The 13928-nt window shown below is 44.1% G+C and carries 8 protein-coding genes; 1 reads left to right on the forward strand and 7 read right to left on the reverse strand.

The annotated features are described in order from the left end of the window. Positions 1-21 precede the first annotated feature (21 nt). From KFO40_RS17460 to KFO40_RS17470, 3 genes are all read right to left on the reverse strand, one after another. On the reverse strand, positions 22-3021 hold the full coding sequence (locus KFO40_RS17460) for a SusC/RagA family TonB-linked outer membrane protein (protein WP_149942620.1): 3000 nt from the start codon (positions 3019-3021) through the stop codon (positions 22-24). Positions 3022-3233: 212 nt separating this feature from the next. Beyond that, entirely contained in the window at positions 3234-4883 is a 1650-nt protein-coding gene (locus KFO40_RS17465) for a DUF6377 domain-containing protein (RefSeq protein WP_211146638.1), read from the reverse strand. A 188-nt stretch (positions 4884-5071) separates the two neighbouring features. Beyond that, positions 5072-6100, reverse strand: coding sequence for a Fic family protein (locus tag KFO40_RS17470; protein ID WP_004302765.1), 1029 nt, complete (start codon positions 6098-6100; stop codon positions 5072-5074). 391 nt (positions 6101-6491) lie between these two features. On the opposite strand from KFO40_RS17470, the gene KFO40_RS17475 reads away from it, so the two are divergent. Next, positions 6492-6935, forward strand: a complete 444-nt coding sequence (locus tag KFO40_RS17475) for a VOC family protein (protein ID WP_008775310.1) — start codon at positions 6492-6494, stop codon at positions 6933-6935. Positions 6936-7104: 169 nt separating this feature from the next. On the opposite strand, the gene KFO40_RS17480 is transcribed toward KFO40_RS17475, so the two are convergent. From KFO40_RS17480 to KFO40_RS17495, 4 genes are read right to left on the reverse strand one after another with little or no spacing between them, the layout of a single operon-like run. Continuing rightward, positions 7105-9309 (reverse strand): glycoside hydrolase family 2 protein, encoded by a 2205-nt coding sequence (locus KFO40_RS17480; protein WP_211146639.1) that lies wholly within the window; start codon positions 9307-9309, stop codon positions 7105-7107. A 5-nt stretch (positions 9310-9314) separates the two neighbouring features. Beyond that, positions 9315-10982, reverse strand: coding sequence for an arylsulfatase (locus tag KFO40_RS17485; protein WP_211146640.1), 1668 nt, complete (start codon positions 10980-10982; stop codon positions 9315-9317). Further along, a complete protein-coding gene (locus tag KFO40_RS17490; protein ID WP_004307753.1) occupies positions 10979-12166 on the reverse strand; it encodes a family 43 glycosylhydrolase in 1188 nt (395 codons plus the stop codon). The genes KFO40_RS17485 and KFO40_RS17490 overlap by 4 nt, the downstream gene beginning before the upstream one ends. Positions 12167-12213: 47 nt before the next feature. Then, entirely contained in the window at positions 12214-13767 is a 1554-nt protein-coding gene (locus KFO40_RS17495) for a sulfatase (protein ID WP_211146641.1), read from the reverse strand. Between the last annotated feature and the right edge of the window lie 161 nt (positions 13768-13928).

The following is a 13928-nucleotide window of genomic DNA, read 5'->3' on the forward strand; positions in this document are numbered from 1 at the left end:
TTTCATATTCTTTCTCCTGATTTAAAAGTTAAAGTTCAAGCCCATACTGAAGGTACGTGAAATCGGGTAACGGCTGCTGTCGATGCCATTAATATCCACTTCCGGGTCGAAACCGGAATATCCGGTGATAGTTGCCACATTCTCGCAAGAGAAAGAGATGCGGGCATTTTCCAGTTGAATCTTTTGCATCCACTTTTTAGGCAGTGTATACGAAAGCGTGATATTCTTCAGACGGAGATAGGAACCGTTTTCCACAAACCTGTCGGATACACGGCAGTTCTGGTTCGGGTCCCCCCAAATGGCACGGGGCATAGAGTTGCTGGTTCCTTCACCCGTCCAGCGGTTCAATACGGCTGTGGTCTGGTTGTAAGCGGCTGCCATTCCTTCGTTGTCAACATTGTTGGCGTTATAAATCTTGTTTCCCGATACGCCTTGCAGGAAAACGGAGAGTTCCCATCCCTTATAAGAGAAATTATTGCTTAAAGAGAAGAACCAGTTCGGATTCGGGTTACCGATAACGGTACGGTCTTCATCGTTGATGACTCCATCGTTATTCAAATCCCTGAAACGGATATCCCCCGGAGCTGCTCCCGGTTGGGTGGCGTGGCGGTTTACTTCCTCCCAGTTTTGGAAAAGTCCGTCGGTCACGTATCCGTAGAATACATTGATCGGATAACCGGCTCTAAGCATAGTCACGTATGAGTTACCCATCTGATTGATAAACATCGGAGTTTCGCTGTTCAGGTCCAGAATTTCATTCTTGTTATAGGTAGCCGTTAAAGCAGATTCCCAAGAGAAAAGACCTTTCAGGTTGATGGTGCGCAGGGTCATTTCCACTCCTTTGTTACGCATTTTGCCGGCATTGGTAAAGGTTTCAGTAGTATCTTCAAAACCGGAGGTGATAGGGATGGAAGCTTTCACCAACATGTCTGCCGTCTTTTTGATGTAGGCATCCAGCGAAAGGTTGACACGTGAATTGAACAGGCTCATATCCACACCGAAGTTGGTTTGGCGTACCTCTTCCCAATGAATATTCGGATTGGAAAGGGTGGTAGATACCAAAGCGGTGGAGTTGTTGTTGCCGAAAGGATAAACTCCCGTATTATAGGAAGCCACAAAGCCGTAGTTACCGATTTCCTGATTACCGGTCACACCGTATCCGATACGCAATTTGAGGTCATTCACCGGAGAATTGTCTTTCGGAAACCATTCTTCCTGCGAAATACGCCATGCCAGAGAAACGGAAGGGAATGTTCCCCAACGGTTGTTCTTACCGAAGCGGGAGGAACCGTCACGGCGCACAGTGGCTGTAAGCAGGTATTTATCTTCGTAAGAATAGTTGAGACGTGCCATCAGAGAAAGCAGTGCCCAGTCGCTCTGGCTGCCACCGATACTGTACATCTTCTCGCCGTTGTCCATTTCATGGATATTATCAAACATGAAGATATTCTTTTGAGCATTCAGGTAATCATAGTTGTTCCACTGGGCGGAAGAACCTGCCATCACACCTACACGATGTTTTTGGGCGAAAGTATGGTCGAATACAAAATAATTATCCCACAGGTAGGTAAATGATTTGTTGTCACTCTTATAGCGGGAAGATTCTTCTACCGGATTCGGTTTCCAGTCGTAAGCCGGAGTAAAGTTGTCGACAAACCAGAATTTGGCATCATAACCAAAGGTACTTTTCAACTTCAACCATTTGGTAAAGGCAATCTCTCCGGTGATGTTTGCCAGAAAGTTATATCCTTTCGTCTCGTTCGTCATCATATACAGCGTACCGATCGGGTTGCGGATACTTCCATACCATTGCGCTTCCTGTCCGGGACCGCTCCAGCTACCGTCTTCATTCTTCACCGGCTGGGTGGGGAGTGCTTTCATCGCATCTCCGATGCTATAGCTTCCTCCTTCTTTCACGTCCGTACTGAATGTCAGGTTAGTAGTGAACTTCAACCATTTATTGACCTGAGCATCACTATTTGCCTGAAAGTTGAAACGACGGTAATTAACGCTTTCTACGATACCGGACTGATCGAGGAAACCGCCGGATACATAGTAATGTGCCTTTTCCGTACCACCGGAATAGCTAACCGAATAGCTTTGTTTCACTCCCGTACGTAACATCTCATCCAGCCAGTTCGTTCCTGTTCCCAATAAAGAAGGGTCTGCCCAATAAGGGTTTGTATTATCATCATTATTAGACAGCATATCATTGCTCAAGGCGGCATATTGCGCAGCATTCAGCATATCGGGCACTTTAGTAGCGTTCTGAATAGCCCAGTTTGCGTTTACCGTTACTTTTCCGGCACCTTCGGCACCACGTTTGCTGGTAATCATCACCACACCGTTGGCACCACGCGAACCATAGATAGCTGTTGCCGAAGCATCTTTCAATACGTCTACCCGTTCCACATCAGCCATATTCAAGGAAGACAATCCCAAGTCGGTAGGAATTCCGTCAATGACAATCAGCGGGTTACTGTTATTGATCGTACCCAAACCGCGGATTTTAATGGTGACATTATCACCCGGCTTACCGGCATCGATAATCTGCACGCCGGATACTTTTCCCTGCATTGCCTGACCGATATTAGCTACCGGAGAATCTTTGATGTCCTTCACTCCGACGGAAGATACGGCACCAGTCAAATCGCTCTTTTTCATCGTTCCGTAACCTACTACAACAACTTCGTCCAATACTTCCGTATCTTCCTGCAAGGTTACTTTCAACGAGTTTTTCCCGTTCACCGGAACAGTCTGCGTTTTATAGCCGACAAAAGAGATAGTCAGCGTGCTGTTAGCCGGAACGCTTAATGAGAAATTACCGTCTACATCGGTTATCGTACCATTCGTTGTACGTCCTTCCACCACACTGGCACCGATCACCGGTTCACCTGTGGCATCTACTACATGTCCTTTTATTGAAATCTGTTGTGCGAATGCACTAAGAGATAGGAACAAGCCCCACATTATTAATAAGAGGCGGCGTTCAAAGCCTTTCGACTTCATACTCTGTTTCATGTACATTAATTTAAAGTTAATATTAGGGTTACTTTTGTTTTCGTTTTCTGTGTCATTGCTGAAATGACCGTGAAACAAAAGTATCCACATTTCATACTGCTTCTTAAAGCAGATAGCAAAAATATAGTGATTTATACAGTGTATCACAGCATAAACCACTAAATATAAGAACGTTATAAAATAGAAGTCAGACTAAAAAAGTAGTGATTTTCTTATTCTTCCATCTTCCCTATTTGCATTACTTTAGTCTCAAATTCATCTCTTTCTCCCAAAGCTTTGTTACGGACACGGGTCCGGTAATTATAAATGGTAGTCACGGAATAACGGAGGAATTGCGCTATCTTGGTACTGTCCGTAATCCCCAGCCGGATAAGGGCAAAGATACGGAGTTCGGTGTTCAACAGTTCTCCCGGTTTGGGTTGCATGGGTTCTGTGAGCAGCGCATTAAATTCCTCCACAAAATTGGGGAAGAGTTGCAGGAAAGTCATGTCGAAATTTGCATAAAACTCTTTCAGTTCTTCGTCAAGGAATTGAGAAGATTTAATGGCTTTATATAGTTCTTCCACTCTTCCGGCAGCGGCAATTTTATTTAGGGAACGACGGTATAAATCCATCTTGTCGAGATAAGTGGAGCATTGGTCCATATATCGGCCGATATATTCCTCCTTGATATAGTTGGCTTCCGAAAGCGTATGGTTCATCTCTTTCAGTTGCGAGTTGGAGTCGTGAAGTTCTTCGTTCAGTTCTTGCAACAACGTATTGGTATCGACCACTTCGCGACGTGCGGCAGCAACCTTTTTCATCTGCTTGTAAACGAAGAAAATGGCAACCAACAAAAATACGGAAAGCAAACTGATACAAATCAATGATACTTTCATCTCCTGCTGCTGCCGTTTGGTTTTCAATTGGTAAGCCTGGTCAATGATAGGAAAGACTTGCGAGATTTCTAACGTACGAAGGCGGGCATTACAGAGAGTGGCATCCTCTAAGGAGCATTTCAGGTAATTGTAGGCACGGTCAATATCCCCTTCATCGTAGACAAGAGAAGCGAGTTTGCGCAAAGATACATATTCCTTTACTGCCGATTTCAGGTCGGCAATAGCCGAAAGGGCCAGGTAATGTTTTTGCCCCTGCTTGTCGCCTTTCAACCGGTAACCCTCGGAGAGAGTATAAGTAAGCATTGCTTTTGAATGGTCATCCAAAGAAGGTTTGTTGTAATATTCCATCAGCATACGGATGGCTTCATCGTATTGAGCATGTACGATACACTTATCCGCCATCACCAATACGTGCCCCAAAGAGTCGGAAGCGTTGACCTGCAGAAGAGAGTCACGATACAGATCCGTCATTCGATAATACTCTTTCTTGACTTTCTCCGTAACGGCATAATCTCCCATCAATCCGTAAATAGTGCGATACAGATGATAATAGTAACCATAGAGATAATCGGGCAACGTTTTCTTATCAATCTGCCCCAATAGTTCCAACGCTTCTTTATACATTCCGGTAGTTCCCATCACTTCCGCCATATTCATGGCAGCATCATCCAGATAATCCAGTTTATCCATGCGATGCGCCAGTTCCTCTTTCCGTTGAGCATAGACAAAAGACGAATCCAGATTATAAGCCCGGTATTCATCGAAAAGACGTCCGCAAAAACCATATCGTTGTTCATCGGAAGTAGCCTCCGCCAACAATTTCTTCAGGTCAGCGATACGCGCCTCCTTTTCCGCTCCATAAGTCTGACGGTTTTTAATGATACCATCAATCTCACGAAGTAACGCATCGGTACTCTTATTATCTTTTGCATAAAGCAGACCGGAAAGGACAATTGTCACAAAAATCAGAATCACTTTTTTCATAGTGCCGTATGTATTATAGTTGCAAAGATAAAAGTCTTTCAGAAACTTCCGGCTTTCAGGAGAAAATTACTGCAGACGGAATGAACAATCTTGTATTAAAACAGGAAGCATTACAAATTTATTATGAACATAATTATTATATTTATAATAATGTTATCGTTGGAACAACCATCAATATACAGATAAATTCAAAAGTATGTATTCACAGCAAATTCAAACTGTTCTATAAATATTTTCTTAAATGGATATATATTATTTTGTTCATAGAAAACTAACATAGCTTTCTTATAGTCGATAGAATCAACTGAACGAAATGATAAAGGACAATAACCGTTGGCTATAAGTATTGCATTACTTGTTATACGGGCAGTACGTTTATTACCATCAGCAAATGGCTGAATGTAAGATAACAGAACTAAAGCTAGGAAAGCTTTATCAAAGATACTCTGCTTATTATTAATTAATTGACAAGTGTCTTCCATAGCTTCTCTTATTTGATATTCATTATCAAGTGGACGATAATTCGTACCCGTAATACCAACACGCCGAGAACGAATATGACGCTCAACTCCCAGTTCTTTAATAAGGATACTATGAATGTCTTCAATCTTTCTTATTGATAAATACTGAAGATAATCAGGATTATCTAAAATAAAATCAAGAGCTTCCTTGTGATTTAGTAGCATAATGGCTTCTTCTTTAGTTTTACCTTTTGCTTCTTCTTTTTCCAGCAAAAGTCTTTCCGTTTCAAGAAGATTATATGTGTTCCCTTCAATTTGAGAAGACTTCCAACTAAGATCCACACCTAACCTTTCCATTTCTTTCCGGTACTCTCCGTCTGTCATTTCTAATACATTTCTTCTAAACGTTTCTTGAAGAGCCGTTAAATGTTTCCGTTCGTCCATCGTGAAAGGGTCAACATTAGGCAATATATCAGGAATAAGACTGAAATTGAAAGCTTGTTGAATTTCACGCTCATCAACTTCTTTCCGAAAGTATGATTCTAAGTCGAAATAACTTGTAACAAACGTTTGTGGTGTTAGTTTATAACATGTGGCAGGTCCTTGCCCTATGACTTCAATACTTCCAGCGGAAATCATGGCAGCTAATAAACGCTTGAATGTGGCGACACTTACTTTAGTATTCACTCCCTCCATTAATTCTGACCTAGAAGATAGAGGATGAAAACGAAGATATTGTTGAATTTCTTCTTCCATTGCTATTTAGTTGATTATATCGGCTCAAAAATACATAATATTATTAATATATCGGCTCAAAATGAGCCAATAATTACAGTGTATAGGACTCTTTTGAGCCGATATGAAAATCTTCAGCTACCTGTTAGTAGTCTCATATTGTTTCTGCATTGCTTTGATCTATTCTTCAGAATTCTTATTTATCACAGCAATTTTATCCTGTAATTCTTTATTCTGGATTTCAGATAATCTCATCTGTTCAGTATGGATCTTCTGACTGTCCTCTGTGGTGAAATAGTTCATTTCTGCACTCTAATGAGGTAAATACAGTTTTTTGAAACACTATCCAATAGAATGATTATATTTGCATTTTGATATAAGAAACAAATTACAAACTATTAATCAGTAAACCATGAGATTCAGCAACGTAAGATTATTAGTGAAAGACTTCGCCAAATGCTTCAAGTTCTACACCGAACAACTCGGATTAGAGCCATCCTGGGGAGATGAAAATAGCGGATATGCCAATTTTAAAGTAGCTGACGGGATAAAAGGCTTCACCCTTTTTGTATCCGACTGGATGGCACCTGCGGTAGGCAATGCAGATAAGCAACAGCCCGTTGCGATGCGTGAGAAATTAATGGTTTCATTCAGTGTAGATAACCTCGACGAAACTTTTGCCGATCTAAAAGCAAAAGGCGTGACGTTTATCACCGAACCTACGGATATGCCCGATTGGGGGATGCGTACCCTATACCTGCGCGATCCCGAAGAAAACTTGATAGAACTCTTTACCCCTCTAGCACCGGAGCAATGTAGCCAGGAGCTCCTCGAAGAAGATAAGAAATTTCAATAAGAAAGTTTGTTATAAAGAAATGTGCCCATACGAGTGAGCCGGAAAAATGATAGTTAATGAGCCCTATAGTGACATCGCTATGGGGCTCATACATTAACTTGATATTGCAGATATTCACTTGCTTTTCAACTTTATAGCAAGAAACTCACAAAGTAGAATATGAATCTGATTAATAAGCCCTCAACCCATAATCAAACCTCATCTTCTTGCTATCTTTCACTTCAATTCTCAACAAATTACTTCCTTTTCGCAAGTAACGGCTGTAATCGCTGATATTGTATTGATTATATTGCCTGGTCTGCTTTGCCTCCTGCGCAAAGACTTCCACTCCATTCAGCCATACTTTGGCTTCTCCGGCAACATTCAGCCATAAAGACAGATGATTGAAATCCTTATCCACCTTAAAAATAGCTTCTGATACTACCGTAGAACGAGGGGGACACTCGAAAGGCAAAGAAGTCATTTTCAGCTCCTGACCGTTCAGACTGACAAGGCGGGTATTCTTGCTTCCGTTCTGACTGTCTGCAATCAAAGTAACAGCTTTCGCAGGGGTGATTTCATACAAACGGTTGTGCATCAGGTGTAACAAGCCTTCTGGTATTTTAGTTACTTTCCGGTCGTAAGTAATCAGGCCGTTCACTTCTCCTTCCACATCAGTGGTTTGTGTATAGACTGCCGCACTCAATCCTTGGGCAATCAGCGTTTCCAAATCATATACCAGACGGCCGTAACTATCAATCAGAGCCATTGCTCCGTCTATATTCTTATACCCCCAGTTCCTCATATTCGGATTCCAGATATGTTCCTTGATCGCCCAGCCATAGCCGCCGAATTCTCCCAGTACGGAAATGCGGTTGCCGTTGTTCTCCGGCAGAATCATGGAAGTGACAGGATAATTATGTACGTCGTACATATCGCCTACGCCTCTGTCCGTCCAGCCGGTCACTCCGTTTATCAGGCGTGTATCGTCGTATTTTATCACTTTATTTACGATTTCCACCGTGTTATGCTGTCCCCATCCTTCATTGAAAACCACCCAGGTAGTGATACAGGGATAGAAACGGAGACGGTCGATCATCTCGAACATTTCTTTTTGCCATTGGCGGGTGTGTTCTTCGGGGGCGTTCCAATCAGTAGTAGCCAACGGATTGACGTGTTCCTCCTTCTTCCTTGACGTAGCAAAACCGGAAACCATGTCTTGCCACATCATCAATCCCAGGGAATCAGCGTAATAATAATATTGCTCCGGTTCTACTTTGATATGTTTACGGATCATATTGAATCCCATCTTTTTCAATTGCACCATGTCCCACAACATCGCTTCCTCGGAAGGAGGAGTCAACAATCCGTCGGGCCACCAGCCTTGATCCAATGGACCGTATTGGAAGATGGGTTGGTTATTCAGGCAAATACGGTTATATCCGCACTCATCTTTACGGACATCTACTTTTCTCAAGGCAAAGTAACTCTTTACCCGGTCTAAAACACGTCCTCCATTGGATAAGACAATATTCAAATGATACAGTTTCGGAGATTCGGGAGACCATAAGACAGCGTTTGGAACGTCTATCTCCATCACATCACGCAACTTCTGTTCCACCGTCTTGATTACTTTGCCATCATCCAACACTTCTATTTTCACTTCTTCATTGCCTTTGGCTCCGATTATATCGAAAGCCAGCTTCACGGATTTTCTTTCAATATCAGTGGAAGGAAGTACCTGACGGATATAGGTTTTATTCACCGCTTCCAGCCACACAGTTTGCCAAATGCCCGATACAGGCGTGTACCAAATACCTTCCTGATTAAGTTGTTGTTTCCCTCGGGAAATAGATTCCGTATCCGTCGGGTCGGTGACGGCTACTTCAATGCTTTGAGGGCCACTCTTCTTCAGGTATTTAGTAATATCGAACGAGAACGGGTTGTTTCCTCCTTTATGCGTACCGACCAACCGGTTATTCACCCATACTTGACATTCATAATCCACTGCTCCGAAATGCAGGATAGTAAATTTGTTCTTCCAGGAAGGATCTAAGGTGAACTCACGTTGATACCATAGTTTATCCGTAGGAAGAAATGTTTTCTGCACTCCGGACAGAGATGATTCAATCGCAAACGGGACCAAGATTTCCCCTTCAAAGGAAACATTCTTCCGAGGCGTGTTCTGATCCGTTACGGCATACTTCCACAATCCGTTCAGATTGATCCATTCTGCCCGTTGCAACTGTGGTCTAGGATAACTTTGCCACACATTTTCCGGCGTCACCTGTTCAGCCCATACTGTTTTAATTTTATCTCCTTTAGGCTCCCATGCATGGGTAAACACCTGCGACATGGCTCCTAAAGCCAGAGTTAGTAAGATTCTCTTATCCATAAGCATTAGCGGGTTTTATATTCTTTAAAATCTTTCCGTCGATTCTTATTGTAGGTATTCCACATTTTCTGGAAATACAAAACATCACTCTTGTCCGCCCATTCGAAATAGGCTGTTTCCAATTCTTTTGCCATTTCAGGATATTTACCGATCAGGTTGTGCTGTTCGGTACGGTCTTCCTTGATGTTGTACAATTCCCATTCATCTCCCTTGAAGTTGGCGGAAACCAGCTTCCAGTCACCTTTACGCACCATGCGGTTGCCTTCATGTTCCGCATAGATGTATCTTTCGGGCATCTTCTTTCCTTTCACAATCGGAAGGATAGACTGACCTGCCATAGGCAGAATCGCTCTTCCCTGATATTCTTTCGGATAAGTGGCTCCTGCCAGTTCCACACAAGTAGACATGATATCGGAGAATTGTGCAGGCTGATGATTCAGTCCGCCTTTGTTCTTCACATGATTACCCCAGGAAATGATACACGGAGTAGAAATACCTCCTTCGTGTGCATAATGTTTATACAGCGTGAACGGCGTGCAGCAGACATTTGCCCAGCCTGTACCGTAATGATGATAGGTTCCGGGCAAACCCATTTGGTCGAGTTCTTCTCCGGTATGGGTATGGTATTCGACTCCGGTCTGCTTGTCGAAACCAAATTCGTGCCATTCGGCACAAGCTCCGTTATCGGACATAAACATGATAAACGTATTGTCCAACTCACCGTTCTTCTTCAATTCATCTACTACCCGGCCGATGTTCGCGTCCATCACATCTACCATAGCGGCAAAAATAGACATACGGCGTGCAAGATCGGTCTGCTGATCTTTCGTCAATGAGTCCCATGCCGGTAGCGGATGCGTTTCATCTTCAAACAGACTTTCGGGAACTACACCACGCGGACTAAGTGCCGGTTTGCCTTGCATGAGTTTCAGGTCAACAATCCGTTTCCAGCGGGCGTCACGAATCTTGTCCCATCCCTGCATATAGAGAGACATATATTTATCGGTCACTTCTTTCGGTGCGTGCAAAGGGAAATGGGGAGCGTTATAAGCCAGATACAGGAACAACGGTTTCTTCTCCTGATGTGCCTGGTCGATAAAGTCAATCGCATAATCCGTTATCACATTGGTAGCGTAGAAAGTTCCTTCCTCATAGTGTCTGGGCGTACGGTCTTTCGGCAAACGGGTATATACCGCCGGATTCCAGAAAGAGTTGAATCCGCCCAACAAACCGTAATACTCTTGGAAACCACGAAGAATGGGATTCGACTTATTCCCCAGATGCCACTTTCCCGACATCGCCGTAAAATATCCGGCATCTTTCAGGACTTCTGCAATCGTGACGTTATCCGAATTGGAACGGAAACCGGAATATCCTTTCGGCCAGGCAGGATGACTGCCGTCCATGTGTCCCAATCCCGTCTGATGCGGATAAAGCCCCGTCAACAGGTTGGCACGCGACGGGCAACTACGGGCACTGTTGTACATCTGCGTCATACGGACGCCATTCTTTGCCAGTTTATCCAACACCGGTGTATGAATCTCACCACCGAAACAGCCAAGATCGGAGAAGCCCAAATCGTCTGCCAGTATGATAATAATATTCGGTTTGTCCTGCGCATACGTCATCGGGACCAGAGCCAGGCTGCCTGCTATCAATAAAGAAGTTTTCATTTGGTATTATAATTAAAGTTGGGTTTGAATTTACCATTCTCATAGATCATCGGAATTAATCCGGGACGGCACGTCACTTTATATTCCGCCGCCTGTGCCCCACGCGGATTGAAGAACATGGTAGCCCACCAGTTTCCATCCTTATCCTGGAAAAGGTTGTTGTGTCCTCCTCCCGTGATGGCATTGTAGCGTTCGCTATAGGGACCATACACATTATCGGCTGTCGAGATGATGCAGTCGTAACTATAACGTGTCTTCGGCGAGGTTACTCCCTTTTTCTCGATATAGGTATCTCCCTCCGACGTACGGTGCGACCATATAGCCTGTACAAGGTGATATTTGTTATCGTATTTGAAGATAAACGCTCCTTCAATATACGGTTCCGGATTATATTTTTTCTCTTTCAATGTTTTCAGTTCCTCGGCAAATCCGCTCATATCCGGTTTCATACGGGCGATATAATGGTTGTGCCCGACAAAGTAGACAGTGCCGTCCGTATCTTCGAACAAACTTCCGTCGATATTCGGGAAGATGGCTTTGTCTTTATTACCTTCGATATTCTCGTACGGTCCTTCCGGTTTTCCGGTCTTGCTCCGCAAAATGAAAGAACCTCTCCCACCTGCCGACTCATTCATGCAGGCAACGATAAACCAGTTCTTCGCGCTTTTGATATAATGCATTTCCGGAGCCCACACTGCATGGAAGCGGTTGTCCATCGGATCACCGTTGATGGATTTCTTCTGATATTTCTCTCCTGCTTTATATACTTTCGGCTTCTTTTGCCAGGTTCCGTCTTTTTCCATCGACCATATTTGTCCTCTGGCTTCCCAGGACTTCATATCTTTGGAACGCCACAAGTACAAACCGTCGTTCCAGTCCCAGCAATGCCTCTGTCCCGGAAAGTAACGGTCGGGGGTAGAGGTGGTTCCTGTGATATAATAATAACCGTCGGGACCCAGCGTAGCCCAAGTGTCCCTCATCCAATAATCAAATGCCGGCTTTACAGATGTCGGAACGCGTAGTTCCGGAGCGTTTGTATCTGCCGTTCCATATAACTGTGCTGATGCTGTAGAGATGGAAATAAATCCTGTAAACAAGATCAATCCTAATCGCAAAATCAATTTCATATATTTCTGTTTTATGTTTACGGATACAAAAATAGGCCGTTGCGGGGCAGACTTCATGGAATCATGTTTTTAATATCCGTAGGTATGTACAATCTTCTTATTTTTTAGTGTTCCGGGTGGAGATAATTAAATGGATTCTGTTTAAAATGGTAACGTCTTTGCGGGAGAGGCAGCGGGTCCTGCAAACGCAACTCCCATGCCAGTAAACGGGTCAGAAGTTCTGTTTGAATTTCGCTGTATTTCTTCTCGCCAAACAGATTATGAATCTCCGAAGGATCTTTCTTTAAATTATAGAGTTCTCCGTTGCCATAATGATTCATGACCAGTTTCCAGTCATCCTTTCTTATCATGCGTGAGGTACCGCTTTGCGTCCAGGTGTTCAGTTCGTCAAAGTGGGCTATTTTGCCGGGAGTCAATGCTCCTTCCTGTTCAAAAGTCAAGGAGGCATCCAGTCCGACATCGGCTCCTCCGAAGCCTTGTTGTACGACCATGCTAGAGAATTCTTCTTTAGGGTAAGCTTTTCCGGTCAGCATCGGCCACAAGCTACGACCCTGAACTCCTGCCGGTATTTCGGCACCGATGGCAGAGCAGAAGGTGGGGAAAAGGTCGGCTATCGATACGTGGCTATCCATAGGGGCAGACTGGTTCTTGATGTGGTATCCTGCCCATACCATCGGGATACGTGCGAGGCTTTCGGAAAGTCCGGCTCCTTTACGGATCAATCCGTATTCTCCCCAATAGTCACCGTGGTCGGAGAGTACGACAAAGAGGGTGTTTTCATATTGTCCGCTGGCTTTCAATGATTCGATCAGTCTCTTGATCTGATCGTCTATCAACCGGATCATTCCGATATAGTTGGCACGGATTCGAGGCAAGTCTTGTTCCAGGTTCGGGCAGGACGCGTCTTCCAGTTGCGCCAGAATACGGTATTTCTCTCCTTTCTTTGCCAAATCTTTGCGGGAGGTCTTTAAGACGGGAAGCTTATCGGGGGAGAACATGGAGTAATAGGGTTCACATACCTGATAAGGGTTGTGAGGTTCCGGAAAAGAGACCCATACGAAGAAAGGATTCTCTTTCTGCTGCTTAATCCATGCCAGCGCTTCGTTCACGATTTTGGTGGGATGCTGTTCTTCCAGCGAGATGGGAGATGGCTCCAGCCATTGCCCCCTGGCTTGCTGATTCAGGAAACGGGCAGTCTCTTTCTCTGCGGGAGTCGTCTTTTTGTGCTTTCCCCAGTGTCCGTATTCAGACCAGAAATCGAGGTCGGCAGGTTTCAGGTAAGCGTGATTCTTGCCGACCAATGCTGTTTTATATCCGTTTTCTTTCAATACGCCCACTAAGTCCTGTTTATAGGAGATATCGGGGATATTGTGATTCGTGCGTACGTGAGTGGCGGAAGGAAAACGCCCGGTGAACATGGAACAACGTGCCGGAGAGCTGGCCGGCATCACAGTGTATGCCTTATTGAACCATACATTCTCCTGCGCCAACCGGTCGACAAAAGGAGTCACTTCCAGCGGAAAACCTTCCCTGCCGCACAAATCGGCACGCTGCTGATCGGTCATAATAACCACAATATTCGGTTTGCCGGTTTGTGCCTGGGCTGATATTGTCAAACCTTGTATGGCAAGCCCTGTGATACAAAAGATTGCTTTCATTTTATTAATTTGCTATTTGACGATTAAAAAACTGTCTTGACTTATATCTCGGAATAGTAAATGATAATTTTGCGGAGTGCCCTGAAAGGGCTTAATTATATAGCGTAGGGCAACGCCCTACGTAAAAACGACAATCTGAATTTGCGCCCTGAAAGGGCATA

The organism is Bacteroides sp. 1001302B_160321_D4, assembly GCF_015667765.1.
Lineage (GTDB): Bacteria > Bacteroidota > Bacteroidia > Bacteroidales > Bacteroidaceae > Bacteroides > Bacteroides xylanisolvens.

Coding starts and splice junctions, on each gene's coding strand:
- KFO40_RS17480 (WP_211146639.1), bottom strand. CDS start 9,309: ATGGATAAGAGAATCTTACTAACTCTGGCTTTAGGAGCCATGTCGCAG.
- KFO40_RS17475 (WP_008775310.1), top strand. CDS start 6,492: ATGAGATTCAGCAACGTAAGATTATTAGTGAAAGACTTCGCCAAATGC.
- KFO40_RS17495 (WP_211146641.1), bottom strand. CDS start 13,767: ATGAAAGCAATCTTTTGTATCACAGGGCTTGCCATACAAGGTTTGACA.
- KFO40_RS17490 (WP_004307753.1), bottom strand. CDS start 12,166: ATGAAGTCTGCCCCGCAACGGCCTATTTTTGTATCCGTAAACATAAAA.
- KFO40_RS17460 (WP_149942620.1), bottom strand. CDS start 3,021: ATGAAACAGAGTATGAAGTCGAAAGGCTTTGAACGCCGCCTCTTATTA.
- KFO40_RS17465 (WP_211146638.1), bottom strand. CDS start 4,883: ATGAAAAAAGTGATTCTGATTTTTGTGACAATTGTCCTTTCCGGTCTG.
- KFO40_RS17485 (WP_211146640.1), bottom strand. CDS start 10,982: ATGAAAACTTCTTTATTGATAGCAGGCAGCCTGGCTCTGGTCCCGATG.
- KFO40_RS17470 (WP_004302765.1), bottom strand. CDS start 6,100: ATGGAAGAAGAAATTCAACAATATCTTCGTTTTCATCCTCTATCTTCT.